Origin of the sequence: Streptomyces sp. NPDC057623 (assembly GCF_042800355.1) — a bacterium.
Taxonomy (GTDB): Bacteria; Actinomycetota; Actinomycetes; order Streptomycetales; family Streptomycetaceae; genus Streptomyces.
This window is the reverse complement of sequence record NZ_JBHVGZ010000081.1, coordinates 26,323-42,572: the sequence shown is the minus strand read 5'-3', so window position 1 is coordinate 42,572 and position 16,250 is coordinate 26,323. Positions and strand designations below refer to the sequence as shown.

Genomic DNA, 16,250 nt, shown 5'->3' with positions numbered 1-16,250 from the left:
ACCAGCGAGACCGACCTACCCACCGAACTCACCGCATAGCCTCAAAACGAGATCACCGAGTGGCCGTCAATACACCACTCCCGCGGACGTGACCGGGCTTACCAGCGGCTCGCTGCTCAGGGGCATCGAGAGTTCCGGCAGGCGGAGGCCAGGCGGCGTACCGAGGAGATCGAAGCCAGGGCCGCGTCCTTACAAGGACTGCTCGTCGCTGGTTGCCAGGCCCCGGTCTTCAGGGCGTCGTCCCTGATGCGCCCGGAAGAGTTCGCACCGTTCGATCCAGGGCCGCTTGCGTGGCCTGTGCGCATGCCGGATCAGAACCAGTACCAGGCGCAGGGAGGCTGGACCGCAAGTCGGCGTGCACAAGCCCAGGCCGAGGCGCGGGCCCATTTCGAACGCGACTGGCACGCGGCGCAGGCTGCCGAAGCGCAGCGGCAACAGCAGTTAGCGGCCGCACAGCAGGAGTATGAGCGAGCGGCGGAGGCTCAGCGGTCGGAAATACGTCGGCATAACGCCGGCATCGGCGAGGTGACCGAGGGCGTGAGGCGACGCGAGCCGGACTCCGTGATCGAATACTTCTCGGCCGTGCTCTACTCGTCGACTGCCTGGCCTGAAGGTTTCCCGCGGCAGCTCGCCGCAGCTTTCGACCCAGCGGCCCGGCAACTCGTCCTGGACTGGGAGATGCCCACGTACGAAGTCGTGCCCGAAGCGAAGTCGGTGAGGTACGTCCCCTCTCAGGACCAGGACAAGGAGACCGCTCGTCCTGTGACCCAGCGTCGGGCGCTGTACCGAGAGGTGCTGGCGCAGAGCATGCTGCTGGTGTTGCATCAGCTGTTCGCGGCGGATGAGTACGGCATCCTCCACTCGGTCGCTTTGAACGGCTTCGTGGACGCGCCCGACCCGGCGACGGGAAGGCAGTCGCACAACTTTCTGGCGACTGTCATGGCTGAACGGTCGGGATTCACCGAGCTGCACCTGGAGCAGGTGGATCCCGTCAGCTGTCTGACCGATGCGCTGCGCGGACAACTCGCTACTCGCCCCGATCAGCTCACCTCGGTGCGGCCGAGCCGTCGGCCTCGGGAGGTCGGCAACCACGTCGTCACGCATGGCGGGGACGAGGAGCCGGATCTGTACGACATGGATCCGATCGCCTTCGAGTCGCTGGTCGCGGAGCTGTTCCGTGCGATGGGGATGCAGGCGGTGACGACTGAGCGCTCGAACGACGGGGGCGTTGATGTCGACGCGCTGGACCCGACTCCCATCCGAGGCGGCAAGATCGTCGTACAGGTGAAGCGCTATCGGAACACGGTTCCTCCCACCGCCGTGCGTGACCTGTACGGCACGGTGCAGGACCGCGGTGCCAACAAGGGCGTTCTGGTGACGACCTCGGCTTTCGGACCCGGCTCGCACACCTTCGCCCGTGGTAAGCCCCTGGAGCTCATCTCGGGGAGTGAGCTTGTCGATCTGCTGCACAGGCACGGGCTTCGTGGCCGTTTGGGGGAGGGTGGGCGTGCGGCCCCAACACAGACGACGCCTGCCGGACCTGCAACCCCGACTGACGACTACAACGTGTTGGGCATGACGTGGTCGGGGAACGTCGCGTTGGACGTGTGCGCACTCGTTTGTCATGGCAGCCGGGTCCTGAGTGAAGAGCACTTCGTGTTCTTCAACAACCCGCAGACTCCGGATGGTTCGGTGCGAGCAGTGCCGGCGCGGGCGCCGGACAAGGCAGCGATTCGTGTCTCCTTCGACGCGCTCCCGCGGGAGGCCGATCGGTTCGTGCTCGTGGCTGCGGTTGATCCAGAGGTGAACCCGGATGCTGACTTGTCGGAATTCACTGACGCCTGTATCCGGCTGCTGGACCCGGCAAGGGCGGAGCTCGGCCGGCTGGACGTCTCGGACGGTCGCCCGGGGGAAACGGCCCTGGTCCTGGGCTCGTTCCGGCACCGTCCGAACGGTGACTGGGACTTCGTTCTCGGCGGAAAAGGCTACCCACGGGGTCTGGAACAGCTCCTCCAGGACTACGGCATCGAGGTGGAGTAGCAGTACGACGCCCTGTGTAGTTCTGGGCGTGCCCTGCCATGGATACGCATTTTCCGGTGGGGCCAACTGGGAAGAAGCTTCTGTCCTCTGACTGTGGTGAACAAATGGGCTCGGCGGGTGTTCCTGGAGGCGGCAGCGAGTTGCTCTACCTGCCCACGGCCAAGATCGGAGAGATTCTCCCTGAGGGGCAGGAACGTCTTCTCGGTCGAACGGTGGTCCTCTGCCCCTGGGGGGAGATCCTTTCACTTTGGCCCCAGTAGTGCATTCAACGGCCGTGGCCGGACTCGGAGTTCTATGCTGAAGCATCATGGAACCGGTGAGCATTGGGGCTCGACTCGCATCGAGCGTCGTTGTCCCGTTGGTGAAGAAGCTGTTTGTGGTGGACGGGCCCGGTGCGGGTCTGGTAGACCGCCCTGTGCGTGTCTCCCAACTAGTTTCCTTCCGTGGAGAGAAGCGGACTCTCTCGGACTCTGATCTCCGCAAGGTCGCAGAAGAGTTGGTGGATCGCGCAGCGCAGTCGACCGGAGTGTCGGAGCGCCTTGCCAGCTACGAGCAACGGGCAGTGGTGAACGCGGTCGCACACTCACTCAGCTCCCTGGGACATATCGACATGGAAGATGTCCAAGCCGTCCGGCTCGGCTATCTGGAACTTTCTCGACTCCTGCGGTCGAGCAATCAGGCAGCCACACTTGGTCTTTCAAGCGATGCAGTGTTACTGCATGCAAACGTCGTAGATACGGCCTGCTTGCACATCCTGCACTTCTTCACTACGAGGTCTACGTTCGTTCCGCGCACATTGGTTGCGCAAAGTCGCAGGATCGAAGAACTCTCGTCGAAGATCGATGCACTTATTCTGCGGAGCCCTTCCCCGGCAGACGGCAGTTTTGAGGAACGGTATGCGCGCTACATATCCAAAAAGCATGGCAAGTTAACCATTTTCGGTCTTGATCTGTCCGAATCTTCGGCTGCCTGGCCTCTCGACGCGGCTTATTTGAGCTTAGAAGCGACCGAGACCGCGGTTGGTGAGGTTCCGCTGGTGCTCCCCGCCGAAAAGGTCCTTGCCGGGCGTGATCGGGTGCTGTTGCGAGGAGTGGCAGGTTCCGGAAAAACCACGCTGGTGCAGTGGTTGGCGGTCAGTTCCGTTCGTAAAGGCCTCGATGAGCGGCTCCTGTATCTGCATGGCTTGGTGCCGTTCGTGCTGCCTCTGCGGTCACTGACCCGAGCCGGGGCGAGGCTGCCGGCCCCGGACGAGTTTCTTGCTGCCGTAGGATGCCCGATTGCCCATGCCCAGCCCACAGGCTGGTACGACCGTGTTCTAACTGCGGGGCGTGGATTGATGTTGGTCGACGGCATCGACGAGATACCCGAAGGGGAACGCGAGGAAGCCCGCAACTGGCTGAAGGATCTCATCGGTGCATATCCCAGGAATCATTGGCTTGTGACTTCACGCCCCTCGGCCGTGCGAGAATGCTGGTTAGCAGACGAGGGGTTCTCGGAACTGGATCTGTCGCCCATGAGTCGCGACGATGTCGCCGCGTTCATCAAACGTTGGCACAAAGCGTCCGGAAGTGCAGATACGTATGGCAAGGAATTGCTCTACGCAATACTGGCCAAGCAGGAACTCGCCCGCCTTGCCACCAACCCACTCATGTGTGCACTGATTTGTGCGCTGCACCGTGACCGTAGGGGCTACCTTCCCGATGGACGTAAAGAACTCTATGACGCGGCTCTGTCCATGCTGCTGTCCAGGCGAGACCGGGAGCGCGGAGTCTACAAGGTGGGCGACATGCGTATCGGCGAAACCCACCAGGTTCAGCTGATCCAGAAGCTGGCTTACTGGTTGATCCGCAACGGTCGTTCGGAGATGGATAAACGCGATGTGCTGGACTTGCTGTCCCAAGCGCTGACGGCGATGCCGCGTGTCGCGGAGCAGGGCACGGTGAAGCAGATCTACCAACATCTTCTAGTTCGAAGTGGCCTGCTTATAGAGCCCATTGAAGGCACTATGCAGTTTATTCACAGGACATTTCAAGACTACCTCGGAGCGAGAGCGGCCGTGGAGAGCCTCGATTTCGACTTCCTGGGCGGTAATGCCCACCTTGACCAGTGGGAGGACGTCGTCCGAATGGCCGTGGCTCACGCGCGTCCGGCAGAACGTACCCGACTACTCACGAGTCTGGTCGAACGCGGTGACTCATCCGCAGATATTCGCCACCGCCTCCATCTGCTGGCTGCTGCATGCTTGGACGACGCCACAGAGCTTGATCCTTCCGTACGAACCGAAGTTCAGCGGCGTGCCGAGAAGCTCATTCCTCCCCGGTCCATCGCCCAGGCTCGCGGGCTCGCGGATGTCGGCCCGGTCGTACTCGAACTGCTGCAAGGTCCGGAAGGTCTCACTTCAGACGAAGCCTACTTCACCGTCCTGACGGCTGTTCGGGTCGGGACCGATGCCGCTATTTCCGTGTTGGCTCGTTTCCGAGCCGTAGATGACTTACGGGTGCGTGCTGAACTAGCCCTGGCGTGGAGTCGATTCGATACTGACCGCTATGCTGAAGAAGTCATCGCCCATTTGCAGGAGGACGACTTCTATTTCGTAGTTTCAAGCAGTCGAGAACTTCAGGCCCTGCGCAGGTTCGGTGGGAGATCACTATTGAAGATCGTATCGCCGATCAGTCCTGAGGAGATTAAACGCTATTGTGTGGCTGATCGCCTCGCCGGGCTGTGCATCGCGGCGGACCTGCGTTGTTCTTGGGAGTGGGTCGGTGACTTTCCCCGTCTTACGCAGCTGATATTGGAGACTTCCCTGCCCGACATCGATGTGACTTCGTTGCGGCAAGTCTTTTCCCTCCGCACTCTGCAGTTGCCCGCCGGAACGAGGGTCGTTGGAGCGGAACGGTTGTCTCCAGGCCTGGAGATCATCATCGGTGCTGGTTGAACGGCTTCCATGAGAGGGCGCGATGCGTAGGCGGTACCCACGTTGCAGAAGGACCGGTTGGTGAAGGTCAAGGAAATCGGGCGGGGGGCTTCATGGAGGAGCGGTCCCGCGATTGGGTCCAGGCGATGCCCTCATGCGGACGAGCCGGGCCCTCATCTGCACCTCCGACTCCCTACGGTCATCACCACCAGCGGTGTGAACCTCGCCCGGGCCAGGGCAGGTGCGCAGGCACGACTCACCGGCTCGCCGCCCTCGGTGCGCCAGGGGACCTCACAGCGCGTTACCTGTTGCAGGCGCTGGCCGCCCACCAGTAAGCGGGACACCTCGGTGACCGGCTCCGGTTGACCGGCGCGAGCAGGGGACTGGAGCAGCGAGCGGTACCGGGACTGGATCGCAGCTCAGCTGGACCGGCACGGCGGACCGTACCCGGCCGCCGCGAAGGAGGCCGTCGCGGCCCGGGCCCGCTATGTACGGGCCGATGCCACCAGTTCCGCCGACATCGCGGCGGCCCCCACCGGCGACGGACCGGTCGCCGTCTACCTCGCCCTCCCGCCCGCTCAATTCCCCCGCGTGGTCACCGCGCTGCAGGAGGTGGGCCTGCCGACGGGCAGCCGGATCGTGCTGGAGAAGCCGTTCGGCGAAGACCTGGCCGGCGCCCAGGAGTTGAACCGGGCTGCTCGCCGGGCCCATCTGGAACAGCACCCACATCGCCGAAGCGGAGATCACCTGGGACGAGACGCTCGATCTGGAGGGCCGGGCCGGCTACTACGGCCACGTCGGCGGGCTCAAGGACGTGATCCAGAACCACCTTCTCCAACTGCTCCGCGTGGTCGCCTGTTCTGCCCTGAAGCGCCGCTACCGGGCCGCACTCGACGTGGGACCGGCCCCCGAGGTGATCGCCGAGACAGCCATGGCGCTGTCGCCACGGCGGTGAAGGACCCTCACCGATCCCTGTCGCCGTGGTCCGTTCCGGGTGCGGCGGCGGCCAGGCGGCCGGCCTCGCGGTCCAGCCAGTGGCGGCGCAGGGCCTCCAGCACGATCGAGACGTCGAAGGAGGTCACGCCGGGGAGTCCGGCGAGGTCGTGGGTGAGGAAGTCGGCGAGGCCGCGTTCGTCGCGGAAGACGCCCTGGTGGACCACGCAGGAATGGCCCGCGGTGGTGGAGACGTAACGTGCCGAGGGGTGGGTGGAGAGCGAGGCGGCCACGTCCGTGATCGCGCCAGGGGAGACCGTGAGGGCCACCACCGCCTCCAGGGCGTAGCCGAGCAGGGCCGGTTCGATCTCCACGCGGGGGCGGACCAGGCCGCGTTGGAGCAGGGACTGGGTGAGTCGGTAGGCCGTGGACTGGCCGATGGCCAGCCGGCGGGAGACCTGGGCGGCGGTCGTACGGCCGTCCGCGGCGAGCAGGCGCAGGGTGCGCAGCTCGTCCTCGGTGAGGGGGCCGGGGGTGGCTGACGTGCTGATGGGGGTGTCCTGTGCCGCGTGGGCGGCGAGGCGGTCGATCTGGTCGCCGGCCAGGCGCGGCAGGCGCCAGGCGTCGGACTTGGTGGTGGCGGAGAGGACGAGTTCGGAGCGGGCCGAGCGGACGCCGGGGGTGGCGGGGATGCTCCGGGTCAGCAGGTCCCTTACGTCGGCCCGCCGCTCGGGGAGGACCGAGCAGTAGACGTCCGTGGTGCCGGCGGTGACGGCGACCAGGGTGGTGCCGGGCAACTCGGCGAGGCGGCGGGCGACTTCGCGGGCGCCGCCGGGTTCCGCCGTCACCCAGACGTGCCAGGGATGGCCCTCGCCGGACACCGACCAGTCGAGCTGGCCGATCACACGCAGCAGACGCTCCGACTCCAGCCGGGCCAGCCTGCGCCCCACCGTGCTCGCCGACACGCCGAGCGCCTCCGCGAGCAGGCTCAGCGGGGCCCGCGGGGCGTGCTGGAGTGCGGCGACGAGATCGAGGTCGTCGTCGTCCAGGAATGACATGCCGTACATGGTCGTACATCCCGTCTCGGACCGAATCGGTCAGGGCGCGGATTCCTGTGAACGATACGTTCGAAATTGACGCGGTCCTTGCATGAATTCTTCAGGCGGGTAGTCAATGGAGGGTGGCTTCCAACCAGACCACCGAACAGGCCCCGCTCACCGGGCTGATGGCCCTGCTGGTGCGCATCGAGCGACTGGGCAACAAACTCCCCCACCCCTTCTGGCTGTTCGGCGTGCTGAGCGTCGTACTCGCCCTGGTCAGCTGGGTGTTGTCCGCCGCAGGCGCTTCCGCGCTGAATCCCGCCAGCGGCAAGACCGTCACCGTCCACAGCCTCGTCTCGGGCGACGGGCTGCGGATGATGATCAACGACGCGGTGACGAACTACGCCACCTTCCCGCCGCTGGGCACGATCCTGGTCGTCATGCTCGGCGTGGCCGTCGCCGACCGCTCGGGCATGCTTCCGGCGATGTTGCGGGGCGCGGTCGCCAGGGTCCCGGCCCGGTGGCTGACGTTCACGCTGGCGTTCACCGCGATGGTCGCGCACGCCGCCTCCGACGCGGCCTATGTGGTGCTGGTGCCGCTCGGCGCGCTGGCCTTCAAGGCCGTGGGACGCAGCCCGATGCTCGGCGCGGTGGTGGCGTTCGTGTCCGTGTCCGCCGGGTACGACGCGAGCCCGCTGGTCACCCCGACGGACGCCGTGCTCGCCGGGCTCACCACCGCCGCCGCGCAGACCGTCGACCCGTCCTATGTCGTCAACCCGCTGTCCAACTACTTCTTCTCCATCGGGTCCTCGGTGGTGCTCGCCGCCGTCATCACGGTCGTCACCGAGAAGGTCATCGCCCGGCGGGTGGCGGCCATGCCGGACGAGCCCGAGCCGGTGGACCAGGACAGCGAAGGCAGTGAGAACGTCCCGGCGCCCCTCACCCTCGGCGTCGACGAACGGCGCGGGCTGCGCAACGCGGGGTGGGCGCTGCTGGCGTACGTCACGGTCGTCGTCGCGGCGATGACCCCGCGCTCCTCGCCGCTGCGGGGCGAGGGCGGCAGCATCGTGCAGTCCCCGGTGCTGACCGGCATCGCGGTCGTGCTCGCGGTGGCGTTCCTGATCGCCGGCGCGGTCTACGGGCGGGCCGTGGGCACCGTGCGCAGCGGCCGGGACATCCCCGACCACATGGCGAAGGGGCTGCGCGAGATGGCCCCGATCCTGGTGCTGTTCTTCGCGATCTCCCAGTTCCTGGCCTACTTCAAGTGGACCGGCGTCGGCGAGGTCATGGCGATCCGGGGCGCCGACCTGCTCAAGTCGGCCGGAATCACCGGAGGGTGGGCCTTCCTCGGCATCCTGCTCGTCTGCACGGTCATCAACCTGCTGGTCACCAGCGGCTCCGCCCAATGGGCCCTGGTCGGCCCGGTGTTCGTGCCGATGTTCATGCTCCTCGACATCCCGCCCGAGGTGACCCAGGCGGTCTACCGCATCGCCGACTCCTGCACCAACGCGGCCACCCCGATGAGCGCCTACTTCGTCATGACCCTGGGCGTCGTCCAGCGGTACCGCCGCTCGGCCGGCATCGGCACGCTGCTGTCCCTGACCCTGCCGCTGTGCCTGACCATGCTGGCGGCCTGGACGCTGCTGTTCTACGCCTGGTGGGCACTCGGCATACCGCTGGGGCCGGGAGTTTCCGTCCGCTGACCCCGTCGCCGCAACGCCCGTGACATGACGACCGCATGAGGAGAGCACCCGTGTCCCCGCGCCGTATCGAGTCCCTGGCCCGCACCACCCTGCCCGAGATCACCGACGACCTGCGCACGCTGGTCGAGCTGGAAACCCCCAGCCACGACAAGGAACTGCTGAACCGGGGTCTGGCGGCCGTCGAGCGGTGGACACACCTCAGGCTCGGCCCGCCCGACCGGGTACGACGCCATGACGGCGGCCCGCACGGCGACATGCTGGAGCTGCTGTACGAGGGCACGGCACAGGCGACGGTACTGGTGCTGTGCCACTACGACACCGTCTGGCCGGCCGGCACCCTCGCCGCATGGCCGTTCCGGGTGACCGGCGACGGCTCGGCGAGCGGGCCGGGCGCGTTCGACATGAAGTGCGGCCTGGTGCAGGCCGTGTGGGCGCTGCGGCTGCTGCGCGAGCTGGAGCTGCCCCGCCCCGCCGTGCGGCTGTTCCTCAACGGCGACGAGGAGATCGGCAGCCCCGCCTCCCGCCCGCACATCGAGCGGCTCAGCGAGGACGTGGCCGCCACGCTGGTGTGCGAGGCGTCGGCCGGGCCGGAGGGGGCGCTGAAGACGTCCCGCAAGGGCGTCGGACTGTTCGAGGTGACGGTGGAGGGCGTGGAGGCACACGCGGGCCTCGACCCCTGCGCGGGCGCGAGCGCCGTACACGCCCTCGCCGAACTGGTCACCCGGATCGCCGCCCTGGGCTCCCGGGAGCACGGCACGACCGTCAATGTCGGCGTGATCAGCGGCGGCACGGGCACCAACGTCATCGCAGGGCGCGCCCACTGCGGCATCGACGTACGCATCGCCGTGCCCGCCGAGGCGCCCCGCGTCGACGCCGCGCTGGCCGCCCTGCGCCCCGCCGACCCGCGCGTCCGGGTCACCGTCACCGGCGGCTGGAACCGCCCGCCCATGGTGCCCCACCCCGGCTCCCAGCTCCTCTTCGAACAGGCACAGTCGATCGCCGGCGAGCTCGGGTGGAAGGCCGCGGAGACCTCCGTCGGCGGTGCGAGCGACGGCAATTTCGTCGCCGCGCTCGGCCGGCCCGTGCTGGACGGCCTGGGCGCGGTCGGCGGCGGCGCCCACGCCCGCCACGAACACGTCCTGCTGGACCACCTTCCCTCGCGTACGGCGCTGCTGGCGGGGCTGCTCATGGCGTACGCGGAGTAGTTGCCGGATCGTGTCCCCGACCTGCATCCGACCGGCCCGTTCCGTGCGTCTACGACGGTATGGATCTCGAGAAACCGCCACCACCGCAGCGCCGGGAACCCGAAGGGTGCCTGGTGGTCGCGATCCGCGTTCCGGTGCGGATCGTCGTGCTCGTGCTGGTCGTGCCGGTGCGGATGGCGTGGGACGCGCTCGTCGTCGCCGGGCGCTTCCTGAACGACACGGTGCTCCGCCCGGTGGGGCGGGGGCTGCTGTGGCTCGGCCGGGCGGTGTTCGTGTGGCCGTTCGTGGCGTTGTGGCGGTACGGCGTGGTGCCCCTGGCGAAGGCCCTCGCCTGGCTGGGGACCATGCTCTTCGTCATACCCGCGGTGTGGCTGTACCGGTACGTCCTGACTCCTGTGGGGCACGCGTGCGCGTGGCTGGCGCGGGGGATCGGGGCCGGCCTGGGATGGCTCTACGCGCGCGTGCTCACTCCGGTCGGGCACGCGGTGATGTGGGTCCTGCGGGGGATCGGCGCCGTGCTCGCCGCGATCGGACTCGGCATCTTCGGCGTCGCGGCGTGGCTGGTGCGGTATCTCCTCGTCGTCCCCGCCCTGTGGTTGTACGAGTGGATCCTCGCGCCGGTCGGGCGGGCGATCGCCTGGTGCGCGAGGGGCCTCGTGTGGCTGCTGAGCGCGATCACCACCGGAATCGGGATCGCTCTGTACTGGACCGCGCGCGTGCTGTTCGTGCTGCCCGCGCTGGGCCTGTACCGGTGGGTCCTCGCCCCCGTCGGCCGCGTCCTCGCCGTCATTGGCAGGGAGGTCTGGGACGCGCTCGGGCACGCCTGGCGGGTCGCCGGACGGATCTCGCTCGCCTTCGGACGGTTCCTCGCCACCCTCTTCCGATGGACCTTCGTGGAGCCGGTGCGGTGGGTGTACCGGACCGTGCTCACGCCGGTCGGGCACGTCGTCCGGGACGCGGTGCTGAGGCCCGTCGCCGAGGCCGCGCGCAGTGTGGGACGCGCCACCCGGCAGGCCATGACCGCCGCCCGCGAGTCCGTACGGCAGGCGCGGGCCGACTTCCGCCGGATGGTGTTCGGGGAGCCGAGGGAGCGGGAAGCGGTGGCCGCGCGGGAACCTCGGGGCCGCGCGACACGTACTCTTGGTAGCAGTACGACCGCTCTCACGAAGGACTGAACGACACTGGGCAAGCGACAGCCCGAAGGCCCGCCGCCCGCACCCGCGGTGCAGCGCATCCGACTGCGCTACACCAAGCGCGGCCGCCTCCGGTTCACCAGCCACCGTGACTTCCAGCGCGCTTTCGAGCGTGCGTTGCGCCGCGCCGAGGTGCCCATGGCGTACTCGGCGGGGTTCACGCCGCATCCGAAGGTGTCGTACGCCAATGCCGCACCCACCGGCACGGGCAGTGAGGCGGAATACCTGGAGATCGCGCTCACCGCGGCCCGGGACCCGGAGAACCTGCGGGTCCTGCTGGACGAGTCGATGCCCACCGGGCTCGACATCATCGAGGCGGTCGAGGCCCGGACCTCCGGGCTCGCCGACCGGCTCACGGCGTCCGTCTGGGAGCTGCGGCTGGACGGCGTGGACCCGGCCGAGGCCGAGGACGCGATCGCCGCCTTCAACGCCGCCGAGGCCGTCGAGGTCCAGCGCATGACCAAGAACGGCGTGCGCACTTTCGACGCCCGTCCGGCGGTCGTCCAACTGGAAAGCAGCAAGGGAACAGAAACACACAGTTCGCTGGCTGATAGGCCGACCGACCAGCCCTGTGCGATACTGCGGCTGGTTGTTCGGCACGTGACGCCTGCCGTACGACCCGACGACGTCCTGTCCGGTCTCCGCGCCGTGGCCGACCTGGCGCCGCCGGTCCCCGCAGCGGTGACCAGGCTGGCGCAGGGGCTGTTCGATGAAGAGACCGGCACGGTGACCGACCCGCTCGCGCCCGACCGCGAGGCAGCGACGGCCCCACCCAAGGCCGAGACCGCTGCCGCCGCGACGGCGCCGGCGTAAGGAAGGTTCCGCGTAGGGACGGACGTCGAAGCGCCGCCCTCGTACTCGGGAGCCACCTGGGTCGGGCAGCGCACCGACCAGAAGACTTTCGCCAGGCCGTACGCATTCGGCGTACGGAACCGGCGAGACAGGACACAGAGAGCTCCCGTGCGGCGCCCGCGCCCCGGACGGCGGCAGTCGCGCATCGCGCGAGCCGCGGACGTCACCGGCATACCGCCGGACCAGGCGCGGCGCCCGGGAGCCTGACGGGAGAAACGCCCGCATGCTCGAACCGACCGAACCCACCGAGGGTTCCGAACTGAACAGCCCCAGCGACACCCTGCCGCCGCGTCGTCGGCGCCGTGCCGCGTCCCGCCCCGCGGGCCCGCCCACGGGTGCCGCCGAGGCGCAGCCCGCAGACGTGGTCGCGCCGGCCATACCGGTCGCCGAGGCCACCGACGTGGCGGCGCTGAGCGACGAGGCCGAGAAGCCCGATGAGAGCGTCGAGGCCGTCGCGGCCGAGGTGACTCCTGAGGCCGCGGAAGCCGAAGAGACCGAAGCGGCGGAAGAGGCGGCCCAGGCCGCACCCGCCGGCCGTACGCGTCGCCGCGCGGTACGCCGTGCGTCCGCGCCCGTCGGGGCGCCCGCGGCTGCCGAGGCCGCCGAGACCGTGGTGCCCGTGGCTGCCGCCGCGCCGGTCGCCGAGGAGAGCCCGGCGGAGAGCGCCGGGGTGACCGAGGAGGCGGCACCGCCTCGTACGCGTCGCCGTGCCACACGCCGTGCGTCGGCGCCCGTCGGCGCGCCGGTTTCGACGGAGGCCGCCGAGAGCGCCCCCGCCGAGGTGCCTGCCGCCGCTGAGGCTCCCGCCCCTGCCGAGGCCGCCGCCTCCGTCGAGGCCGCCGAGGAGGAGGCCCCGCGTCGCGCCCGGCGTCGTGCCACCCGTCGGGTGTCCGCGCCCGCCGGTGCCCCGGCTGACGAGAGCGCGGAGGCGCCCGTGAGTGCCGAAGCTCCCGCCGAGGCGGAGGAAGCCGTCGAGGCTGCCGAGGAGGCCGCTCCGCGTCGTTCGCGTCGTCGCGCCACGCGCCGTGTCTCCGCGCCCGTCGACGAGGTGGCCGAGGCCGCTGCCGTCGAGGCTCCCGCCGAGACGCCGGTGACCCCCGCTGCCGAGACCGAGGCCGACGAGGACGCCGCCGGCCCGCGCCGCCGCCGTCGCGTCGTCCGGCGGGCCGCCGCCGGGTTCGCCGCGCCCGCCCAGGCCCCCGCCTCCGAGGCTCCCGACGCTCCGCGCCCGGCCCGCCCCGCCGTGGCCGTGTTCCAGGCGCCCGTGTTCACCGAGCCCCAGTTCCAGACGCCCCAGCGGGCTGCCGCCGAGGCCGCCGCCGAGGCGGAGACCGAGGACGTGCAGGAGGCCCCGGCGGAGGAGCAGCCCGGCGCGGCACGGCGTCGTCGCCGGCGCCGGGGCGCCGAGGAGGCCGAAACCCAGGCCGTCGAGACCGCCGTCGCCGAGGACGAGACCGAGGAAGCCGAAGAGACCGCCGAGGACGTCGCCGACGGCGAGGACTCCGACGACGCCGAGGAGACCGGGTCGCGTCGGCGCCGCCGTCGCGGTGGCCGCCGCCGCCGTCGTGGTGAGGCCGCGGACGCCGAGGGCGGTGACGCCGAGGGTGACGAGGCCGCCGCCGAGCAGGCCGCGCAGGACGCCGAGGACACCGCCGAGCAGGAGGAAGAGGACGACGAGGACGCGCGCGCCGAGGACGGCGGGTCCAGCTCCAGCCGCCGTCGCCGCCGCCGTCGTCGTCGCGCCGGTGACTCCGGCGCCGACACCGAGCCCGGTGACGGCGACCCCGAGCGCACCGTCGTCAAGGTCCGCGAGCCGCGCCCGAAGGCCGAGCCGTCCGACGAGGTGCAGTCCATCAAGGGCTCCACGCGCCTGGAGGCCAAGAAGCAGCGCCGCCGGGAAGGCCGTGAGCAGGGCCGCCGCCGCGTCCCGATCATCACCGAGGCCGAGTTCCTGGCCCGCCGTGAGGCCGTCGAGCGTGTGATGGTCGTCCGCCAGCACGGCGACCGTACGCAGATCGGAGTCCTCGAGGACAACGTGCTCGTCGAGCACTACGTCAACAAGGAGCAGGCGACCTCGTACGTCGGCAACGTCTACCTGGGCAAGGTCCAGAACGTGCTGCCGTCGATGGAGGCCGCCTTCATCGACATCGGCAAGGGCCGCAACGCCGTGCTCTACGCCGGTGAGGTCAACTTCGAGGCGCTGGGCATGGCCAACGGGCCGCGGCGCATCGAGTCCGCCCTCAAGTCCGGCCAGTCCGTGCTCGTCCAGGTGACGAAGGACCCGATCGGACACAAGGGCGCGCGTCTGACCAGCCAGGTCTCCCTCCCGGGCCGTTACCTCGTGTACGTCCCCGAGGGCTCGATGACCGGCATCAGCCGCAAGCTGCCCGACACCGAGCGCGCGCGTCTGAAGACCATCCTCAAGAAGATCGTCCCCGAGGACGCGGGCGTCATCGTGCGCACCGCCGCCGAGGGCGCGAGCGAGGACGAGCTGCGCCGCGATGTCGAGCGACTGCAGGCGCAGTGGGAGGACATCCAGAAGAAGGCCAAGAACGGCAACGCGCCGACGCTGCTGTACGGCGAGCCGGACATGACCGTCCGGGTCGTCCGGGACATCTTCAACGAGGACTTCTCCAAGGTCGTCGTCAGCGGTGACGAGGGCTGGGAGACCATCCACGGATATGTCTCGCACGTCGCGCCCGACCTGGCCGACCGGCTGTCGAAGTGGACCTCCGAGGTCGACGTCTTCGCCACCTACCGGATCGACGAGCAGCTCGCCAAGGCGCTGGACCGCAAGGTCTGGCTGCCCAGCGGCGGTTCGCTGGTGATCGACCGGACCGAGGCGATGGTCGTCGTCGACGTCAACACCGGCAAGTTCACCGGTCAGGGCGGCAACCTCGAGGAGACCGTCACCAGGAACAACCTGGAGGCGGCCGAGGAGATCGTCCGCCAGCTGCGGCTGCGCGACCTCGGCGGCATCATCGTCATCGACTTCATCGACATGGTGCTGGAGTCCAACCGGGACCTGGTGCTGCGGCGCCTGCTGGAGTGCCTGGGCCGGGACCGGACCAAGCACCAGGTGGCCGAGGTCACCTCGCTGGGCCTGGTCCAGATGACCCGTAAGCGGGTCGGCCAGGGCCTGCTGGAGTCCTTCTCCGAGACCTGCGTCCACTGCAACGGCCGCGGTGTCATCGTGCACATGGAGCAGCCGACCTCCGCCGGAGGCGGCGGCAAGCGCAAGAAGCGCGCGCGTGCCGGTGCCGGTCCCGAGCACGTCCACGAGGCCGCCGTCGCCGTCGAGCCGGTCGAGACGGCCGAGGAGGAGGCGGAGACCGAGGCCGAGGTCGCTGCCGAGGCGGCCCAGCCCGCGGCGCTCCCGGAGCCCGCCTTCGCCCCGGACGAGGAGCTGTACAGCAGCGTCGCCGAGGCGGAGGCCGCGGCCGGCCGCGGTGGCCGTTCGCGGCGCCGTGGCGGTCGGCGGGCTTCGGCCCCGGCGGGTGCGCCCAGGAAGTCCGAGGCCGTTCCCACGGCTCAGGACGTGACCGTCGCCGACGAGGTGGCGCGTCCGGTGCAGCCGGAGTCGGCCGCCGAGGCGAAGGCCGAGCCGGTGGCCGTGGAGGACGTGGTCGTCGAGGCCGCGGTCACCGAGGCACCGGCTGCCGAGGCCCCGTCCGTCGAGGAGACCGCGCCCAAGGGCCGTACGCGGCGTCGCGCGACCCGCAAGGTGTCCGCGCCCGCCGGGTCGCCCGCGGGGGCCGAGGCCACCGTGGTGACCGTCGGCGAGGCGGCGTCGTCTGCGCCCGAGCAGGCGGCACAAGCCCTGGCCGAGGCTCCGGCGGAGCAGGCCGAGGCGGCTCCGGCCGAGGCGGCCGCCGAGAGCGCCGCTCCGGCCCGCCCGCGGCGCCGTGCCGTGCGCAAGGCCACCGCGCCGACCGCGTCCGAGGACACGGCCGTCGTGGTCGTCCCGGCGGCGGAGGCCGAGTCCGGTGCCGCCGCGGAGGGCGTCGAGGAGACGGCTCCGGCGAAGAAGACGGCCCGTAAGACGGCCAAGAAGGCCACGGCGAAGAAGGCCGCCACCAAGAAGACCGCGGCCAAGAAGACGGTCGCCAAGAAGGCCACGGCCAAGAAGGCGGCGAAGACCGTCAAGACGGCCGCGGCCAAGTCGACGGCGAAGAAGACCACGGTCTCGGCCGCCACCGACGAGTGACGCTCATCAACGAGTGACGCTCATCGACGAGTGACACGAGGTGCGGGCGGTCCCCTTTACCGGCCACCCCCCGTTGGGGGCCCACCCCGTTTTGCCCCCCCCGCCCCCACCCCCTAACCCTTACCGTCGGCGTGTCCTTGGAGATCGGAGCACCACACCCCCC

9 protein-coding genes and 2 pseudogenes are annotated in these 16,250 nt (G+C 69.6%); 10 read left to right on the top strand and 1 reads right to left on the bottom strand.

Annotated features, from left to right (window positions below):
- Window positions 1-303 precede the first annotated feature (303 nt).
- From ACFU95_RS43740 to ACFU95_RS43720, 5 genes and pseudogenes are all read left to right on the top strand, one after another.
- Window positions 304-2,040 carry a restriction endonuclease gene (locus ACFU95_RS43740; RefSeq protein ID WP_383840931.1) on the top strand — a complete coding sequence of 579 codons (1,737 nt, stop codon included), beginning with the start codon at window positions 304-306 and terminating at the stop codon, window positions 2,038-2,040.
- Window positions 2,041-2,347: 307 nt separating this feature from the next.
- Window positions 2,348-4,975, top strand: coding sequence for an NACHT domain-containing protein (locus ACFU95_RS43735; RefSeq protein ID WP_383840928.1), 2,628 nt, complete (start codon window positions 2,348-2,350; stop codon window positions 4,973-4,975).
- A gap of 390 nt (window positions 4,976-5,365) precedes the next feature.
- Window positions 5,366-5,614, top strand: a pseudogene (locus ACFU95_RS43730) (glucose-6-phosphate dehydrogenase); the annotation flags it as partial.
- Window positions 5,615-5,648: 34 nt separating this feature from the next.
- Window positions 5,649-5,753: pseudogene (locus ACFU95_RS43725) on the top strand (hypothetical protein); the annotation flags it as partial.
- Between the two features lie 15 nt (window positions 5,754-5,768).
- A complete protein-coding gene (locus tag ACFU95_RS43720) occupies window positions 5,769-5,909 on the top strand; it encodes a hypothetical protein (protein WP_383840925.1) in 141 nt (46 codons plus the stop codon).
- Window positions 5,910-5,916: 7 nt separating this feature from the next.
- Here ACFU95_RS43720 and ACFU95_RS43715 read toward each other — a convergent pair whose 3' ends face one another.
- Window positions 5,917-6,945: an Lrp/AsnC family transcriptional regulator gene (locus ACFU95_RS43715; RefSeq protein WP_383840923.1), complete on the bottom strand. Its 1,029-nt coding sequence runs from the start codon at window positions 6,943-6,945 to the stop codon at window positions 5,917-5,919.
- 122 nt (window positions 6,946-7,067) lie between these two features.
- Between ACFU95_RS43715 and ACFU95_RS43710 the strand changes: the two genes are divergently transcribed.
- The 5 genes from ACFU95_RS43710 to ACFU95_RS43690 all read left to right on the top strand — a co-directional run bounded on the left by ACFU95_RS43710 (window position 7,068) and on the right by ACFU95_RS43690 (window position 16,087).
- Window positions 7,068-8,630 (top strand): AbgT family transporter, encoded by a 1,563-nt coding sequence (locus ACFU95_RS43710; RefSeq protein WP_383840920.1) that lies wholly within the window; start codon window positions 7,068-7,070, stop codon window positions 8,628-8,630.
- A gap of 50 nt (window positions 8,631-8,680) precedes the next feature.
- Window positions 8,681-9,835: a M20 family metallopeptidase gene (locus ACFU95_RS43705; RefSeq protein WP_383840917.1), complete on the top strand. Its 1,155-nt coding sequence runs from the start codon at window positions 8,681-8,683 to the stop codon at window positions 9,833-9,835.
- Between the two features lie 59 nt (window positions 9,836-9,894).
- The gene (locus ACFU95_RS43700) at window positions 9,895-11,010 is read left to right on the top strand and encodes a hypothetical protein (RefSeq protein ID WP_383840915.1); all 1,116 of its coding nucleotides are present in this window, start codon (window positions 9,895-9,897) and stop codon (window positions 11,008-11,010) included.
- A 48-nt stretch (window positions 11,011-11,058) separates the two neighbouring features.
- Window positions 11,059-11,841 (top strand): TIGR03936 family radical SAM-associated protein, encoded by a 783-nt coding sequence (locus tag ACFU95_RS43695; protein WP_383840912.1) that lies wholly within the window; start codon window positions 11,059-11,061, stop codon window positions 11,839-11,841.
- A gap of 262 nt (window positions 11,842-12,103) precedes the next feature.
- Window positions 12,104-16,087, top strand: coding sequence for an Rne/Rng family ribonuclease (locus ACFU95_RS43690; protein ID WP_383840909.1), 3,984 nt, complete (start codon window positions 12,104-12,106; stop codon window positions 16,085-16,087).
- Window positions 16,088-16,250 lie beyond the last annotated feature (163 nt).